The sequence below is a fragment of the Candidatus Beckwithbacteria bacterium genome, from assembly GCA_012797845.1.
GTDB lineage: Bacteria > Patescibacteriota > Microgenomatia > UBA1400 > UBA1449 > JAAZOH01.
This window is the reverse complement of sequence record JAAZOH010000015.1, coordinates 29,753-46,730: the sequence shown is the minus strand read 5'-3', so window position 1 is coordinate 46,730 and position 16,978 is coordinate 29,753. Positions and strand designations below refer to the sequence as shown.

The 16,978-nt window shown below is 38.2% G+C and carries 15 protein-coding genes; 14 read left to right on the top strand and 1 reads right to left on the bottom strand.

All coding sequences use genetic code 11. The features are described from left to right. The first annotated feature begins 198 nt into the window (after window positions 1-198). The 6 genes from GYA49_02150 (at window position 199) to GYA49_02125 (ending at window position 9,675) form a co-directional block, all read left to right on the top strand. Window positions 199-1,818, top strand: coding sequence for a hypothetical protein (locus tag GYA49_02150; GenBank protein ID NMC35824.1), 1,620 nt, complete (start codon window positions 199-201; stop codon window positions 1,816-1,818). 53 nt (window positions 1,819-1,871) lie between these two features. Then, entirely contained in the window at window positions 1,872-2,984 is a 1,113-nt protein-coding gene (gene dprA, locus GYA49_02145; protein NMC35823.1) for a DNA-protecting protein DprA, read from the top strand. 115 nt (window positions 2,985-3,099) lie between these two features. Further along, a complete protein-coding gene (gene topA, locus GYA49_02140) occupies window positions 3,100-5,058 on the top strand; it encodes a type I DNA topoisomerase (GenBank protein NMC35822.1) in 1,959 nt (652 codons plus the stop codon). Between the two features lie 263 nt (window positions 5,059-5,321). Continuing rightward, entirely contained in the window at window positions 5,322-7,568 is a 2,247-nt protein-coding gene (locus GYA49_02135) for an adenosylcobalamin-dependent ribonucleoside-diphosphate reductase (GenBank protein NMC35821.1), read from the top strand. 30 nt (window positions 7,569-7,598) lie between these two features. After that, the gene (locus GYA49_02130) at window positions 7,599-8,168 is read left to right on the top strand and encodes a hypothetical protein (GenBank protein ID NMC35820.1); all 570 of its coding nucleotides are present in this window, start codon (window positions 7,599-7,601) and stop codon (window positions 8,166-8,168) included. Further along, a complete protein-coding gene (locus GYA49_02125; protein ID NMC35819.1) occupies window positions 8,161-9,675 on the top strand; it encodes a DUF4346 domain-containing protein in 1,515 nt (504 codons plus the stop codon). Before GYA49_02130 ends, GYA49_02125 begins: the two co-directional genes overlap by 8 nt. A gap of 2 nt (window positions 9,676-9,677) precedes the next feature. Here GYA49_02125 and thyA read toward each other — a convergent pair whose 3' ends face one another. Further along, window positions 9,678-10,634 (bottom strand): thymidylate synthase, encoded by a 957-nt coding sequence (thyA, locus tag GYA49_02120; protein NMC35818.1) that lies wholly within the window; start codon window positions 10,632-10,634, stop codon window positions 9,678-9,680. A 215-nt stretch (window positions 10,635-10,849) separates the two neighbouring features. Between thyA and GYA49_02115 the strand changes: the two genes are divergently transcribed. The 8 genes from GYA49_02115 (at window position 10,850) to GYA49_02080 (ending at window position 16,972) form a co-directional block, all read left to right on the top strand. Next, window positions 10,850-12,163: a serine hydroxymethyltransferase gene (locus GYA49_02115; protein ID NMC35817.1), complete on the top strand. Its 1,314-nt coding sequence runs from the start codon at window positions 10,850-10,852 to the stop codon at window positions 12,161-12,163. Between the two features lie 62 nt (window positions 12,164-12,225). Next, window positions 12,226-12,978 (top strand): putative folate metabolism gamma-glutamate ligase, encoded by a 753-nt coding sequence (locus tag GYA49_02110; protein ID NMC35816.1) that lies wholly within the window; start codon window positions 12,226-12,228, stop codon window positions 12,976-12,978. 2 nt (window positions 12,979-12,980) lie between these two features. After that, complete coding sequence (locus GYA49_02105; GenBank protein ID NMC35815.1) at window positions 12,981-13,484, top strand: dihydrofolate reductase; 504 nt, start codon at window positions 12,981-12,983, stop codon at window positions 13,482-13,484. A gap of 127 nt (window positions 13,485-13,611) precedes the next feature. Then, a complete protein-coding gene (locus GYA49_02100; GenBank protein ID NMC35814.1) occupies window positions 13,612-14,052 on the top strand; it encodes a hypothetical protein in 441 nt (146 codons plus the stop codon). A gap of 19 nt (window positions 14,053-14,071) precedes the next feature. After that, window positions 14,072-15,076: a prolyl oligopeptidase family serine peptidase gene (locus GYA49_02095; GenBank protein NMC35813.1), complete on the top strand. Its 1,005-nt coding sequence runs from the start codon at window positions 14,072-14,074 to the stop codon at window positions 15,074-15,076. Window positions 15,077-15,126: 50 nt separating this feature from the next. Continuing rightward, entirely contained in the window at window positions 15,127-15,765 is a 639-nt protein-coding gene (locus tag GYA49_02090) for a dTMP kinase (GenBank protein NMC35812.1), read from the top strand. Window positions 15,766-15,972: 207 nt separating this feature from the next. Further along, a complete protein-coding gene (locus GYA49_02085; protein NMC35811.1) occupies window positions 15,973-16,746 on the top strand; it encodes a hypothetical protein in 774 nt (257 codons plus the stop codon). Between the two features lie 61 nt (window positions 16,747-16,807). Further along, complete coding sequence (locus GYA49_02080) at window positions 16,808-16,972, top strand: hypothetical protein (GenBank protein ID NMC35810.1); 165 nt, start codon at window positions 16,808-16,810, stop codon at window positions 16,970-16,972. The last annotated feature ends 6 nt before the right edge of the window (window positions 16,973-16,978 follow it).

Below are 16,978 nucleotides of genomic sequence, written 5' to 3'. Positions count from 1 at the left end.
ACGCAATTTACTTTTAGACAATGTTGATACCCCATCAGAAGTGATAACTTATAATCCACAATTGATCTATAACCTTGCAAACTCAACGGCCTTGCAAGATCTTAAAGACTTTGATTACTCATGGCGGGAAGTGGCTCCATAATATTAAACACTCAATTTTGTTTGTGAATTTTTATCTTCTAAAGTATAGTTTGAGCTATGAAGTTAGTCGTTTTTTCTTGGCTACTACTTATTGGTTTTTGCTTAGTTTTATTGGCTCAATCTTTTCGACTACAAGTCGTTTTAGGAAAAGAGCAGTGGAAACGAGCCCAGCAAAATCGATTTCGGATCGTTTCACTGGAAGCTGATAGAGGTTTATTTTTTGATCAAACTGGTCAAGCCTTAGTTAAAACCCAAGATGGTAAGAGAACCTATCTATATCCTGAATTATTTGCTCACGTTTTGGGTTATGTGGCTGAGGCTGACAGTAAAGAATTGGAATTATTTGGATTGGATATTGGTAAAAAAGTGGGCAAGATGGGACTGGAGCGAGAAGAAGATGGTTTGCTACGAGGTAGTGATGGAGGCTTAGTTGAAGAATATGCAGCTGATGGCACAAAAATCAGATCTTTTTCCAAAGTTGAACCTATTGCTGGCCGAAATTTACAGCTTAATTTAAGTATAACTTTGCAAAAAACTGCTTATGAAGCTTTAACTAAAAATAATTATCGAGGGACAGTAATTGCTTCAACTCCTGATGGTAAAGTTTTAGCGATGGTTTCAACTCCTTCATTTGATCCTAATGTGCTGATGTATGGCTCTAAACAAGATCAATCAGTTATCTTAAATAATCAGGATCGGCCTCTTTTTGATCGTGGTATTGCTGGTTTGTATCCACCAGGCTCGACTTTTAAAATTGTCACAGCTTTGGGTGCTTTAGAAACTGGCAAAATAGATGCGAGTTGGGAAGTAGAAGATACTGGAGAAATTCGAGTAGGAGCATTTCGCTATGGTAACTGGTACTTTGATCAATATGGTCAAAAAGAAGGATGGGTCAATTTAATTAAAGGATTACAGCGCTCAAATGATATTTATTTTTACAAAGTTGGGGAAGAATTAGGAGCAGATCAACTCGCCAGCTGGGCGCTTAAGTTAGGTTTCGGTCATAAAACTATGATTGGTTTGGATGGGGAAGAACGGGGTTTGGTCCCAGATCCACAATGGAAGCAGCAAGCTAAAAATGAAGGCTGGTATTTGGGTGACACGTATATTACTGCCATTGGCCAGGGAAATTTGCAAGTTACTCCTATTCAGGTTCAACAGATGATGGCTATGGTAGCTAGCCGGGGCTACCTATGTCAACCTAAATTAATTGCTGCTACTGTCGACCGACCCAAAAGTAATTTTTCTTGGCAAAATTTGCAATATCAGGCTTGTAAACAAGCTCCAGTTAGTTCTGAACACATCAACCAAGTAATAACTGGTTTGCAAAAGGCTTGTGAACCAGGAGGGACAGGATATCCGCTTTTTAATTTCAGAGTTAAAAACCCAAATTCCAAAATTAAAGAAGACGGAATTAATTTTATAAAAGAAGCTAGTGGTTCGGCCCAAATGTTGCGAATTCCAGTGGCTTGTAAAACAGGCACTGCTGAAACCGGAGCTACTAATGACAAAGGTGAATATGTCAAAACTCATGCTTGGTTTACCACTTTTGCGCCAGTAGAAAAACCAGAAATTGTGGTGACCGTTTTATTGGAAGAAGCGGGGCAAGGCTCAGACAAAGCAGCGCCTATTGCTAAGGCAGTTTTGACTAAATGGTTTGAGGAAGTAAGAAAGTAATAATAGTAAATATTATATTGCTTTAGCTTAGATGACAGTGTCACAATAGAATCATGGAAACATGGAACGAATCTGATTACCATTTAGCTTTTCATTACTGTGAAGGAATTGGGCCAATCCGTTTACAACTGATTAAAAAAGTTTTTGATTCATTACAATCAGCCTGGCAAGCAGACAGTAAAACTTGGCAGGCTTATAATTTTCAACCCAGCTTAATTAAAGCTGTTATAACGCATCAACAAACTTTTAATTTAGATGAAACAAAAAAAGAATTGTCCAGATTGCAAATTAATTACATTAGTCAAAGTGATGAAAATTACCCCTATCTTTTGAGCCAAATCCCCAATCCTCCCATTGGTCTTTTTATAAAAGGTTTATTACAAGCTCAAGATAATAAAGCCTTAGCCGTAGTTGGAACCAGAAAAGTCACTCCATATGGTCGAGAAGTTACTCAGAAATTAGTCTCAAATTTAGTCAGTTTTGGCTTTACGATTGTTTCTGGTTTAGCTAGGGGAGTGGATGGTATTGCTCACCGCAGTTGCTTAGAACATGGTGGGCGGACAATTGCAGTTTTGGGTTCAGGCCTAGATAGTATTTATCCACCAGAACATCGCGGTTTAGCCGAAGAAATTATTAGAAACGGCGCGTTGGTATCAGAATATCCACCCCAAACTAAACCAGTGCCTGGCAATTTCCCGGCCCGTAACCGGATTGTTTCCGGACTATCATTGGGAGTATTGGTCACTGAAGGTTCTGTCAAATCTGGTACTAAGATTACGGCTTCACTGGCTTTAGAACAAAACCGGGAAGTCTTTGCTGTGCCTGGACCAATTACTAATCCGATGTCTGAAGGTCCAGGAGAACTGATCCAAATGGGAGCCAAGCTAGTTATGAATGCTAAAGATATTTTAGCTGAGCTGCAAATTGATGCTGCCAACAATACGGCTCAGACATCAGCCAGTGCTTTAAATGGTAACAATGACCCAACATTTGAAAATCCGGCTCAACAAAAAATATGGCAATATTTGCTTTCCGGTACTCAGCATATTGATGATATTTGCCGCTCAACTCAAATTCCTATTATTCAAATTACAACAGCGCTGACCTTATTAGAGTTGCGTGGGTTGGTAAGAAACTTGGGAGATGGAAACTACATGGCAATTTAATTTTTCCTATTTTGAAGTTGATAGTTTTAGTTTATAGTAACAACATTACATCTAGCCTTATGTGACCTAGATTTAGTAAAATAAAAATTTGTTATAATCAACAACGTCTTTTTTTATGCAACTTATTATTGTCGAATCACCAACCAAAGCCCGAACCCTAGGCCGCTACTTAGGCGATAAGTATAAGGTCGAAGCTTCTATGGGGCACGTTCGTGATTTACCCAAATCTAAAATTGGTGTGGATACCAAAAACAAATACGAGCCGACCTACGAAATTTCTGAAGGTAAAGAAAAGGTTATTAAACAGCTTTCAGCTGCTGCTAAAAAAGCCGATCACATTATTATTGCTACTGACCCGGACCGTGAAGGGGAGGCTATTGGTTATCATGTGCAATGGCTGCTGGAAAAACAAGCTAAAGTTGGTAAATCTAAATTTGTGCGAGCTACCTTTCATGAAATTACCAAAGATGCTATTTTGCATGCCCTCGAAAATACCGGCTCAGTCAATATGGCCTTGGTTGATGCTCAGCAGGCACGTAGAGTTTTAGACCGGTTGGTAGGTTACAAACTTTCACCAGTACTTTGGAAAAAAGTCCGACGGGGTTTATCAGCTGGCCGGGTGCAATCAGTGGCAGTGAAATTGATTTATGAGCGGGAAAAAGAAATCGAAGCTTTTAAACCAGAGGAATATTGGGAGATTGGCGCCAAACTTAAAAGTCAGAAGATTAAAGGTAAAGCTGGCGAATTTATCGTTGATCTTTATAAAATCAGCAATAAACTAGCAAAAGTTGGTAATACTAAAGATGCTAAAAAAATTGTAGCTGATCTTAAAAAAGCCAGCTACCAAATTGCCTCAGTTGCCAAAAAAGAACTGTCTCAAAATCCACTACCACCATTTATCACCTCAACGCTGCAGCGAAGTGCGGCCAACTTATTTGGTTGGTCATCCCGCAATACTATGCGCCAGGCTCAACAGCTTTATGAACGAGGCTATATTACCTACCATCGTACTGACTCACTGTCTTTATCTCAACAAGCTTTAGCCATGGCTGGAGACTATATTCCCAAAGAGTTTGGTGACCAGTACTACACTGGCCCCAGAGGTTATAAAACTACTTCTAAACTAGCTCAAGAGGCCCACGAAGCTATTCGGCCTACCAAAGTTGATCGGTCTTTAGATTTGATTGAAAAAAAATGTGGCGCTACTGGTAAAAAACTCTACCAAATGATTTTAAACCGCTTTTTAGCCAGTCAAATGGCTCCGGCTAAAGTTTCTAAGACGACCGTATTAGTTCAAGCTGGTAAAAACTACCAGTTGCGGGCAGTAGGGGAAATCCAAATTTTTGATGGTTGGCGTAAAATCTATGGCAAATATATAGAAGGTAATTTATTACCTGATCTTAGTGAGGGTGAACAAGCAGATTTAATGGAAGTGCTATCTCAACAGAAATTTACTCAGCCACCAGCCAGATACACCGAAAGCACGCTTATTAAAGCTTTAGAGCAGCGAGGGATTGGCCGGCCATCAACGTATGCACCCACTATTTCTACGATTCTAAATCGGCGTTATGTCGAAAAGCTGGAAAAGAAATTTTATCCTACTAGCGTAGGTATGGCGGTGACTGAATTTTTAGTTAAAAATTTTGACCAAGTGATGGACTATGATTTTACGGCTAAAATCGAAGAAGAACTGGACGAGATTGCCCAAGGTAAACGCAAATGGTATCCGGTGGTAGATGAGTTTTACAAACCATTATCTTCCAAAATTAAAGATGTAGAAAAAAATGCTGAACGAGTTAAGATTGCAGTCGAAAAAACCGGTGAGAAATGTCCTGAATGTAAAGAAGGCGATTTAGTCATTCGAGTGGGCCGTTTTGGTAAATTTTTATCCTGTTCCAGATTTCCGGACTGTAAGTACACTAAAAACTTTGTAGAAAAAGTTGAAGGCATGAAATGTCCGGATTGTGGTAAAGGTGACATTATTGTGAGGCGAACTAAAAAAGGTCGACAGTTTTATGGCTGTAGTGCCTATCCCAAATGTAAGTGGGCTAGCTGGACTAAGCCAAAGAAGTAGGCAAAAGAAACTACCACTTTGGAAAACGGTCTTCAAGAAGACTATTTTGTTCATAACTATTGTCTTCTAAGTTTCCCTCAGAGGAATACAGAAGACACTTTATTAAGGTATTCACAAAACAGCTTCTTGATAGCTGCGTTTTAAAAAAGTGGACAAAGATAAAACAGAAAGCAAAAATAAAATTTCAAGTCTTGAATTTGGGTCAGTCAAAGTAGTATAAAAGTAACACTCGTTTCTCAACTAATTTTTAAGTAAGGAAAATCATGTGGCAAGTCTCAAAACGATCAGGTAATCTTCAACCATTTTCTCAAGGTAAAATCGTTCGTTCCATTATTAGAGCTCAAGAAAACATCAGTAAAATTGATGAGGTTTTGGCTGATAAAGTTGCTAAATTAGTTGGTAAAGATTTAAAAAGTAAATATAGCAAAGAAACCGTGATTGGTAGTGATGATATCGGTGATTGCGTGGAACGAACCTTAATAGAACATAGCTACTACGATATTGCTAAAGCCTACATTATTGCCCGCGAACGCCAGCGCCAGGAAGCTCGAGCTGGTCGAGGTTTGGGAGTGACCAATGATCTAGGTTTGTCTTACAACCAATTAGTAGTAATCAGCAATAAATATCTGCAACGTGACGACGACGGCAATATTATCGAAACTCCTAAAGAAATGTTTGAGCGGGTGGCTAAAGCTTTGGCTAAAGCTGAACCAGCTAAAACGCGCAAAGAACATCAACAAGCCTTTTTTGAGCTCATGACCCAAATGCGCTTTTTGCCAGGTGGACGGACGCTAGCTAATGCTGGCACGATCAATAACCAACTAGCTAACTGTTTTGTCTTGCCCATGCCGGATAGTGTAGAAGGGATTTTTGAAGTGGTTAAAGAATCTTCAATTTTGAAAAAAAATGGTGGGGGAGTGGGTTTTTCCTTGGGCCGGATTAGGCCCAAAGGTGATAAAGTGGCGACTACAACTGGCCGGGCAGCCGGACCAGTGGCAGTTATGCACATTTTAAATCATGCTTCTGATATGCTCTTGCAAGCTGGGGGTCGGCGATCAGGTAATATGATCGTGATGCCGGTTTCTCATCCTGATATTTTTGAATTTTTAACTTGTAAAGAAGAGGAAAGTGCTTTGCCGCATATCAATTTTTCTTTGGGAGTAACTTCTAAATTTATGCAAGCGGTGGAAAAAGATAAGGTTTGGGATCTGATTAACCCCCGTGATGGTGAAGTAGTCAATCAAGTTGATGCCCGCTCAATTTTTGATCTGGCTACAACTATGGCTTGGAAAAATGGTGATCCGGGCATGGTCTTTTTAGACAAAATCAATCAGGATAATCCCACACCTCAAGTTGGACCGATCGAATCAGTCAATCTGTGTGGCGAGCAACCATTACTACCTTATGAGGCTTGCAATTTAGGCAGTATCAACTTAGCTGCTCACTTAAAATACCGACCTAAAGAAAAACCATCTCGAACTATTAAACTCCCTAAAAATACCAATTTGCATTCTCACTCAAATGTAGAAGTTGATTGGGATAAGTTAAGCCAAACTGTACAAACTGCTGTGCGGATGCTGGATGATGTAGTAGCTATTTGTACCTATCCACTCAAAAAAATTGATGATGTAGTTAAAGCTAACCGTAAAATTGGCTTAGGGGTTATGGGTTGGGCTGACTTACTGGTTCGTCTGGAAATCCCATACAACAGTTCTGAAGCGTTAAAACTAGCTGAGAAAATTTCTGCATTTATTCACGAAGAAGGCGTCAAAACCTCTCAAAAACTAGCTCAAGAAAAAGGCGCTTTTCCCAATTGGAAAGGCAGTGCTTTAGCTTCGAAAAAGCTTAAACCTCAACGCAATGCCACCATTACTACCATTGCGCCTACTGGCTCTATTGCCATGATTGCCGGCTGTTCGTATGGCATTGAGCCGCATTTTGCTTTAGCTTTTTACAAAGAAGCAATGGGTGGTTATAAGCTGCCGGAAATTAATCCAGATTTACTGAAACAACTGCAAAAAATTAAACTGGCAGATAATGGCTTGGTCGAAGAAATTATGGAAGCAGGATCCATTCAGCACATTTCCGAAATTCCTAAGCGAATCCAGGATATTTTTGTCACCGCTCATGATTTAGCCTGGGAAGATCATATTAAAATGCAGTCAGCTTGGCAAAAAGGAGTTGATAACGCAGTCTCCAAGACTATTAATCTACGCCATGACGCTTCAGTTGAAGATGTGGCTTCAGCATACAAACTGGCTTGGAAATTAGGCTGTAAAGGTATTACGGTGTATCGTGATGCTTCTCGTTCAGTACAAGTTCTCAATGTGGGCAATGTCAAATCAAAAAGCAAAACCCAGCTTAATAAACCTAAAATAAAAATACCAGATATAACTGGTAAAATGAAAAGTAGAGCAGCTGAAAAATGTCCACAATGCGGAGCTACTTTACAAATTCATGAAGGTTGTAAAACCTGTCCGTCCTGTGCTTTTTCGGCGTGTAGTTTGTAATAAATCTGAATAAATAACTTCTTTTCAAATATGGTTGAGATGGCTAATATTGCTCAGTTTGAAATTGTTGAAAGAGTTACAGAGGATAGAGCTGGCTCAGAAAAATCTGTCTGTAAGATTACTGATGGCAGAGCTTTTTTTGCTGCAAAGTTAATAAGAAAAGTTAATGAAAATGGGACAGTAATTCCAGACAGAGAAGCAGTTGCAAAAAAAGAATACGAAGCTTATTTGAGATTTAGGCGTTCAGAATTAGGTGTTTATACACCAGCTCCAGCCTTTTTGATTAAAGATAGAAATGATCAAGTAATGGGGCTTGCTATTGAATGGATTCGAGGAAAACTTTTGAGTCAATTTTGTCCCAAAAAACCTTTAAGAACAGAAGATATTGATTTATTAGAAAACGCACTTCTTTTATCTAGAAAAAAGGGATTAATTCCCCATCCTGATGTTTATACTGAATCAAATTTGCTTTTATCAACAGAAGGAAGGTTGTTTTTTGCAGAATGTGAAGTAGTTGAAGGAGAAAGAGCCGAATCTTTCTTTGATAGAACAATATCTGATGATATGAATTATTTAAGACAGGAATATTGTAATGTTTGAATCTCAATCCAAAATCAAAACCACCCCATTGCCAGTGGATTTATCCCACTGGCCAATTTTATATAAAGACATTTTAGTCAAAGGCGATATTAATTCATCGGTGGCAGTGTGTACGTTATGGACGGAGCGAAAGGTAGTTGAGCAACTTATCAAAAACCCCAAACTTTATTGTGTGATTGGTAATCTTTACTCTGGTCAGGGAGTCAATGCTATTATCCGTAACGTACTAGCTAATCCTCGAATTCGGACTATTATCCTCTGGGGGGCTGAGCTGTCTTTATCGGGTCATGCCTTGCTGCAATTTATGAAAGAGGGAGTGGATAGTAAGCGCAAAATCAAAAATGGACGAGGGGAGATCGAAGTAGAAATTAGCAACGAAGCGATTGCACTTTTTCGCAAAAGCGTAGAAGTGATTGATTTTAGAGGTAAAACTGCCAAAGAATTGATTACCAAGCTTAAACAAATCAAACAAAAACCACCCTTTGCTGCTAAGGCGCAAATTTTCCCACCCAGTGAGCCTAAAGTTCAAGTTTTACCATCAGAACAAGTTGGTTTTCGAGTAGAAGGTAAAACTGTCGCTCAAACTTGGCTAAAAGTTTTAAACGAAATTTACAAATATGGCCGTTATAAACACACTCGCTATGCTCAGCAAAACCAGCTGCGGGAAGTTTTAAATATGGTAGCCGTAGTGTCAGATGAAGACATGAGCGAGCCTTATTTTCCGGCTTACTTACCGTTTAGCAAGGAAGAGCTGATTGCTTATCTGCCAGAGATGACTTCAGCTCGTAAAATCCCAGGCACAGCTTACAACTACGGTCATCGGATGATGGAGCATTTTGGGGTCAATCAAATTGATAAAATCAAAGAGCTTCTCAAAAAACGCCCGGATTCTAAAAAAATGATTGCTTTAACCACGGATGTGGAGTTGGACTGGTCACATTCAGACACTGGTGATACACCATGTTTGGTGATGATTTTAGGTAGTGTCCAGGATCATAAATTTTTCCTCACCGCTCATTTTCGCTCTCAAGATATGGTTCATGGCTGGCCGCGCAATGCTTTTGGTTTGCGTAAATTGCAGGAAGAAATTGCCCAAAGCGGTGGCTACAAACTAGGCAAACTCACGCTCATTACCCATTCGGCTCATATGTATAGTGACGACTTTAAGATGGTCGAAGAGATTTTGAGTGATTTTTATGAGCAAGAACTGGGCTTTACACCCGCTGTCCATTTTACTTTTGATCCCAAAGGAAATGTCGTCATTGAAATTGATCAAAAAGCTAAGCTGATCAACGTTACCTTATATGAGCCAGATGGGGGACCGGCTATTAAAAGCTGGCAAGGCAAAAAAGCCCTTGAGCTAGTATGGAAAATTAGTGATTGGGGCTATATTTCTATGGCTGATCATGCCATGTATATTGGAACTGAACTCCAGCGGGCGCAGTATTGTTTACAACATAATTTGCCATATCACCAGGATCCAGCACCAAATACAGCGGATTTGTAAAATTAAAACCCACCTACCACGGTAATCTCGCCTTTGATAGCTGGGTGAGGGTTATAGCCCACAATTTCAAAATCTTCGTAGGTAAATTTATCAATATCTTTGATTTTAGGGTTGATTCTCATAATGGGTAGTTTGCGAGGTTTACGCTTCAACTGTTGCCGAACTTGTTTAAAATGATTGTGGTAGACATGAATATCGCCAAAGGTATGGACAAAATCTCCGGGCTTATAACCAGTAACTTGAGCCAGCATCATAGTTAGTAGAGCATAACTGGCAATATTAAATGGTACTCCCAAAAAAGAGTCAGCGCTGCGCTGATACATTTGTAAAGATAGCTTATGGTTGCTCTCATCAATATTGATATGGAAAAACGTATGACAGGGGGCAATTACCATAGAATCTTCGCGGGTTTTAGCCATTTCATAGATATAAGCTGCATTCCAGGCTGAAATGATGTAGTGCTTTTTATGAGGCTTTTCTTTAATTTTATCAATAGCCCATTTGAGTTGATCAATATGTCGACCGTCGCCAGTTGGCCAACGCCGCCATTGAGCACCATAAACTGGGCCAATCTCGCCCCATTTTTTAGCAAAAGCATCATCATCAACTATTTTTTGGACAAATTCCGGCATCTCCATTTTTTTGACCTTACCTAGTTCCATAGCCACTTTGTAATTTTTATACGCCCAATCATCCCAAATATGGACATTGTTCCGAGTCATGTAGGTAATATTAGAACTGCCAGAAATAAACCAAAGCAGTTCATGAATAATCCCTTTTAAATAGACTTTTTTAGTGGTTAAAAGTGGAAAACCTTTAGATAGATCAAAACGAATTTGGCGGCCAAAAACACTGCGCAAACCCATGCCAGTTGAGTGACTAATCTTCTCAACTCCATGTTTCATAATGTCGTCTAATAGATCGAGATATTGATATTCAGGGTGGCGTGGTCTGGACATAAGTTTTTTTGTAAAAATTTGTAACGGCCTAAATGTAACAAGTTAGCAAGATAAGAGCAAGAGGAAAAGAGTTGCTGTGTAAATTAACAATTGCAAAATTATGATGCTTGTGCCATATTGGCTCAAGTTAAAAGTGAATACCTTGTCATTTCGACCGAAGTGGAGAAATCTTATTGATAAGATCCCTCGACGTTGCTCGGGATGACAAAAAAACCATGTCGGACAAAATCTTTGACCTGATTAAGCAAGAAGCTAAACGCCAAAAAGAAATGATAGGCTTGATTCCTTCGGAAAATCATATTTCTCCAGAGGTTTCTCAAGTGTTATCTTCGGTTTTAAGCTCAAAATACTCTGAAGGTTATCCTGGTCGACGTTACTACGAAGGTAACCAAATTATTGATCAGATCGAAACCTTAGCTCAGAACCGACTCAAAAAACTCTTTGGCGTGCCCTACGTTAATGTACAACCATATTCTGGTAGTCCGGCCAACTCAGCCATCGAATTTGCTCTGCTTGAACCAGGAGATACGATCATGGGTCTTAATTTAGCTGGAGGAGGGCATTTGACTCACGGCCATCCTAATGTGACTTTTTCAGGCAAGTATTTCAAATCAGTGCAGTATGGTTTAGACAAAAACGCCCGAATTGATTTTGACCAAATGCTAGCTTTAGCTAAAAAAGCTAAACCCAAACTAATCATTGCCGGTACAACTGCATACCCATTTGTTTTAGATTTTAAAAAATTTAGACAGGTGGCTGACCAGGTTGGAGCTTGGCTGATGGCTGATATTTCCCACATTACTGGTTTGGTAGTAACCGGTGAACATCCTTCGCCAGTTCCATATTGCGATGTCATTATGAGCACGACTCACAAAACCTTTAGGGGGCCGCGAGGAGCTATGATTTTGGTAACTAAACGGGGACTGAAACAAGATTCCGAGCTGGGTCACAAAATTGATATGGCCATTATTCCCGGTCTACAAGGCGGGCCACACAATGCCACTACTGCCGGAATTGCTATTGCAGCTCGTGAAGCGATGAGTCCTAAGTTTAAAAGCTATGGCCATTGGATTGTCAAAAATGCCCAGACTTTAGCTACAGCTTTAAAAGATGAAGGTTTAAAACTAGTTGGTGATGGTACGGATAACCACCTGATTTTAATTGACTTGTCACCACTAGGATTAGGACTTGGTAAACAAGTAGCTTATGCTATGGACCTAGCTGGGATTTATTCCAATTTTAATTCTATTCCCAATGAACCTTGCTCACCTTTTTATCCATCGGGTGTACGAATTGGAACACCTTTGGTGACCACTCGTGGTATGCGAGGGATGCAAATGAAACAAATTGCCAAATGGATTGCCCAAATTATTGACCACGTCAAAGATTATCCTTTGCCAGAGAAAAAAGAAGAGCGGAACGAATTTATCAAAAAATTCCGAGCTAAAATGAATAGAGATCAATACCTGGTAAAAGTTCGCAAAGAGGTCAAAGAGTTGGCCAGTAAGTATCCGCTGTTTAAATGGTAGAAATGTATATTAAGCCTATTTTCTTTGACAGCAAAGCAAAATAAAACAAAAATTAATTAGATATGCGGGTTAAGGCTATTAAAACTAAGCTGGTTAAACCAGGTGATGATTTACTGCAAATTATTGAGCAGTCTATTGCTCAAATTCCGGAACAAAGTGTTTTGGCAGTTACTTCCAAAATTATCAGCTATGCCCAAAACCAACTAGTTCCCATTGCTGCTACTAAAAAAAAAGATAAAATTGCTTGGGTAAAAAAAGAAGCCGAATTGTATTACGGTCCTTATTCCAGTTATAAATTAATGTTAGCAATCAAAAACAACACGCTGTGTGTCAATGCCGGAATTGATAGTTCTAATGCTCAAAATCAGCTAGTTTTGTGGCCTAAAAATTTACAGCAAGAAACCAACCGAATTTGGCAATTTTTGAGAGACCATTATCATGTAAAGCAAGTTGGAGTGATTGTAACTGATAGCAAAACTACACCGCTGCGTTGGGGAGTGACAGGAACCTGTTTGGCTCATTGCGGTTTTAAAGCACTGCGTGAATGTCGGGGGGACAAAGATTTATTTGGATATACTCTGACTATGGTGCAAGTTAATGTGGCTGAAGCTTTGGCAGTTGCAGCCACTTTTGAAATGGGGGAAGTAGCCGAACAAACACCCTTGGCTATTATTAATAGTCCTAGCCAGGTTGAGTGGCAGGATAGAGTGCCCAGTAAAAAAGAGCTGGATGAGCTTCTTATTTCTCTTGATGAAGATGTATATGCACCAATGTTAACCGCTATTCCATGGCAAAAAGGTGATAAACTAGGATAGTTATGAAAATTTTTTTAATCGCTGCTATCACTCTTGATGGTTTTATTGCTCGAGAAGCTGGGCAATCTTCTTTTGATTGGACATCACCAGAAGACCGAACTTTTTTTATCAAAAAAACAAAAGAAGCTGGGGTAGTTATTATGGGAAAAACTACCTATCAAACCATCGGAAAACCTCTCAAAGATCGGCTTAATATTATCTACACCTCAAAACCCTTAAAAAGTAATTATGATAATCTCGTCTATACCAATCAAAAACCTCAGGCTTTGCTATCTGATTTTAAAAAACAAGGCTATAAAAAAATAGCTATCTGCGGTGGAGCTTCGATTTACTCTTTGTTTATGAAAAGTGGCTTAGTTGACCATATGTACTTGACAGTCGAACCGCACTTGTTTGGTCAGGGGGTAAAGCTGTTTAACGACCAACTTGACTGCAAATTAAAATTATTAAGCTCTAAAAAACTTAACGAAAGAGGGACTATGCTTTTAGAGTATCGAGTAATTTAATCTTTCTTTCACTCAATCTTCATAGACATTTAATTTCCATTTTGTATATTTTAGGTTCTTGAATAAAGTAATTTTTTGGTGTTTGGTGTAAAATAACGTTTTTCCGAAAGCAAAATAATATATTTTTATGAGTAAAGAAAGAAGTGCAATTACTGATTCCAATGCTACTGCAATTTTTCCAATAGGAAAACATACAAATTGGGAAACAGGCCATTTATGGATTAATGTTAGTGGAGAAATTCCTGATGATATCGAGGCTTTTGTACAAAGAGCTCATGATTCACTGCTCAATTCAAAATATTCAGGCGAATTGATGGTGGTAGATTTTTCCCAGGATAAAAATTCTGTTAAAGAAATTACAGATGATTTAATTTCTGAAGGATATGAAGCTGAAATTGTAACCTCTCTCTTTTCATATTTTAAGGAAAAGAAAGTAAAAGCTGTACACCTTTTTGCAAATAATAGTGTGAATGCTGCGCTGTTTTTAGTTGAAGGATCTAATCAAATCCCATCTTCCTTTAATAATCCTGATTTATTTGTTTTAACTAAAAAAAGGACCGAATTTTAAATCGGTTTATAATAGGTCTATGAAACTTTTAGTAATAGGCTGTGCAATCTTTATTTTAGTTATAAGTTGTTGTGGAGTTTATTTTCTCTCTAAATCTAATAGCGAAAAATCTCTTCTTTCTCCAGGAGGATTAAATTCAACCCCTCAACCAACTCCTAAACCACTACTTACATATACATTTACTAACTTAGCTAAAAGAAAATATCAGGCTAGTCAAATTAAGCTTGGGGAAACAGTGACTGAAAATAGCGCTTATATTTCTCAACTTTTTACCTACCAATCAGACAGTTATACCATTTCTGGTATTGCTAATTTTCCAGTAACTCCTGAGAGTAAAAAACGGCCAGTCATTATTATGATCAGAGGTTATGTTGATCAGGAAATGTATCGGCCCGGAATTGGGACAGAAAAAGCAGCTGCCATCTTTGCCCAAAATGGCTATATTACGTTAGCACCTGACTTTTTAGATTATGGCAGTTCAGATAAAGGTAAAGACGATGTGTGGTTTAACCGCTTTCATAATCCAGTTGACGTGCTGAATTTAATTGCTTCAGTAGGCTCTATTGGTATGGCAGATCCTACTAAAATTGGAATTTGGGCGCACAGCAATGGTGGTCAAATTGCGCTTTCAGTTTTAGAAATTTCTGGTAAAAACTACCCAACTACCTTATGGGCACCGGTTAGCAAACCATTTCCATACTCGGTACTTTATTACACTGATGAGTTTGATGATGAAGGCAAATACTTACGCCAAGAACTAGCTTACTTTGAACAGGATTATGATGTTACTGACTTTTCCATTACCCAGTATTTTGATCAAATCCAAGCGCCATTACAAATTCATCAGGGTGATAAGGATGAAGAAGTCCCAGTGTATTGGTCAAATACTCTAGTGGATCAGTTGAAAGGTTTAGATAAAGATGTGACTTATTTTGTTTGGGTAGGAGCCGATCATAATATGGTAGGAAGTTGGGGAGAAGTGGTAGAAAAAGATGTAGAGTTTTTTGATAAACACCTTCAGTAAATAATTTTTTTAGTATAAAATCTTGATGTTATAAAATTGATCACAAAATTATGGTGAAACAGAAAAAAGGCTATTTAATTTCATTTGAAGGTGGTGAGGGTGGTGGCAAAACTACTCAAGTTACTAAACTAGCTGAGTACATGAGCAAATTAGGTAAAAGTATTATTACGACTCGTGAGCCTGGCGGAACAAGAATTTCCGAGCAAATTAGAGAGGTAGTATTGGATACACAAAGCACTAATATGAGTATGGCAACAGAGGTCTTATTATTCCAAGCTGCACGGGCGCAAATATTTGCTGAGCTTATCATCCCAGCTCTTAGCGAAGGTAAAGTAATTTTGTGTGATCGTGGCCCTTATACTTCGGTTATTTATCAGGGTATTGTGCGAGGTTTTGGTGCCAAGATGATTGAAAAACTAAATGATTTATCTACTCAAAAAACCTATCCCGACCTTGTTTTCTTACTCGATGTACCTGTGGAAATTGGCTTAGCTCGAAGGGCACAATCAGGAGAGATGAACAGACTTGATAATGAAACCAAAGAATTTCATGAAAAAGCCCGGCAAGCATATTTAGAAATTGCTAAAAATGATAAAAGTGGCAAGTGGGTAATTATCGATTCAATGCAAAGTATTGAACGAGTATATACGCAAATTACAGAAGAATTGAAAAAAAGGAGAGTTATCTAGAGCTGCTTTCTGTATCTAGATATTCTTTAAGTTTTCCAGAAGCTTCAAAATCGCGATCAGTTACTATTTCCAGAACCTGACTTAAAGTCATGGTTATAACTATCTAAAAAACATTGGTAAAAATAAAAATTATTTAACTCCTAATTTTTATTTGCAATTTAAATCTCTTATTTAAGGAAATTATTTTTTAGTTATAATATCGAGGCTATGTCTACTTCGAAAGAAATCAGGGATAGAGAACCAGATTTTAGTAATGCTATTGAAATACTTTCAAGATATAGATTTGTACAGGTAGGACAAAATAATATTTTGTATGCTAATTTAGAACGTAATAGTCAACTTGAAGACAGAGCAAGAACTGCTCAAAATTTAGCATTGATTATCACAGGACCATCTGGCGTTGGTAAAGATGCGGTTGTTAATAAACTTTTGTCTCTAGATACAAACCCTCCTTTTTCCAGAGTTAAAACTGCTACTTCTAGAAAACCAAGAGATGAAGAAAAAGGATTAGGAAAAGTAAGACCTTATTTTTATATCCCTGGTCCAACTGAATTTATTGCAATGGTTGAAGAAGGTAAATTGATCGAATATGTTTCATATGGGGGGAATTATTATGGGTTACCTTGGCGGAATTTCAGAAAAGCTCATGGAATTCCTATTATAAGAGTTGATCCTAAAGGAGCAGAAACTTTAATGACTAAATGGCAAAATAGAGAAAATCTTTTTTCTAATTATCTTTTATTAGAATTTTTTATCCTTCCAGAAAGTAAAAACAGTTTAATTTCTTGCCTAAGAAATAGAGAAGGTTTTAATGCTGGAGCAAATGAAATGATTGCTAGGAGGCTTGCAGAGTTTAGCTCTGATATCTCTAGAATGCCTACAACTAGTTATGCAGTAATCAATAAATATGGATATTTAAACGAAACAGTGCAGGCTATTACTCATATTGCTAATCTTTGGCAAGGTGAATTAATAATCTAGGCTTTTAAAGGTATTTTAAATTAACGCTTGACAAAGCATATTAGGTGTGTAACAATTACTTATGGTTGGTAACTTTAAAGATTATTACCAAGCTTTTTTTGTAACCCGCAGGATTTTGGCGGGTTTTTTTGTAGTCAAAACCAAAGCATTAAAAACTATTTGGCTACTTGGTAGTCATCAACAACTTGCTTTGGCAAACATAAAAAATAATAGAACTCGGCTTTAAAGTGCC

What these genes read in the sequence shown, in the direction of transcription:
- GYA49_02150 (NMC35824.1), top strand. Translation starts at nt 199, where the DNA reads ATGAAGTTAGTCGTTTTTTCTTGGCTACTACTTATTGGTTTTTGCTTA.
- dprA (NMC35823.1), top strand. Translation starts at nt 1,872, where the DNA reads ATGGAAACATGGAACGAATCTGATTACCATTTAGCTTTTCATTACTGT.
- topA (NMC35822.1), top strand. Translation starts at nt 3,100, where the DNA reads ATGCAACTTATTATTGTCGAATCACCAACCAAAGCCCGAACCCTAGGC.
- GYA49_02135 (NMC35821.1), top strand. Translation starts at nt 5,322, where the DNA reads ATGTGGCAAGTCTCAAAACGATCAGGTAATCTTCAACCATTTTCTCAA.
- GYA49_02130 (NMC35820.1), top strand. Translation starts at nt 7,599, where the DNA reads ATGGTTGAGATGGCTAATATTGCTCAGTTTGAAATTGTTGAAAGAGTT.
- GYA49_02125 (NMC35819.1), top strand. Translation starts at nt 8,161, where the DNA reads ATGTTTGAATCTCAATCCAAAATCAAAACCACCCCATTGCCAGTGGAT.
- thyA (NMC35818.1), bottom strand. Translation starts at nt 10,634, where the DNA reads ATGTCCAGACCACGCCACCCTGAATATCAATATCTCGATCTATTAGAC.
- GYA49_02115 (NMC35817.1), top strand. Translation starts at nt 10,850, where the DNA reads ATGTCGGACAAAATCTTTGACCTGATTAAGCAAGAAGCTAAACGCCAA.
- GYA49_02110 (NMC35816.1), top strand. Translation starts at nt 12,226, where the DNA reads ATGCGGGTTAAGGCTATTAAAACTAAGCTGGTTAAACCAGGTGATGAT.
- GYA49_02105 (NMC35815.1), top strand. Translation starts at nt 12,981, where the DNA reads ATGAAAATTTTTTTAATCGCTGCTATCACTCTTGATGGTTTTATTGCT.
- GYA49_02100 (NMC35814.1), top strand. Translation starts at nt 13,612, where the DNA reads ATGAGTAAAGAAAGAAGTGCAATTACTGATTCCAATGCTACTGCAATT.
- GYA49_02095 (NMC35813.1), top strand. Translation starts at nt 14,072, where the DNA reads ATGAAACTTTTAGTAATAGGCTGTGCAATCTTTATTTTAGTTATAAGT.
- GYA49_02090 (NMC35812.1), top strand. Translation starts at nt 15,127, where the DNA reads ATGGTGAAACAGAAAAAAGGCTATTTAATTTCATTTGAAGGTGGTGAG.
- GYA49_02085 (NMC35811.1), top strand. Translation starts at nt 15,973, where the DNA reads ATGTCTACTTCGAAAGAAATCAGGGATAGAGAACCAGATTTTAGTAAT.
- GYA49_02080 (NMC35810.1), top strand. Translation starts at nt 16,808, where the DNA reads ATGGTTGGTAACTTTAAAGATTATTACCAAGCTTTTTTTGTAACCCGC.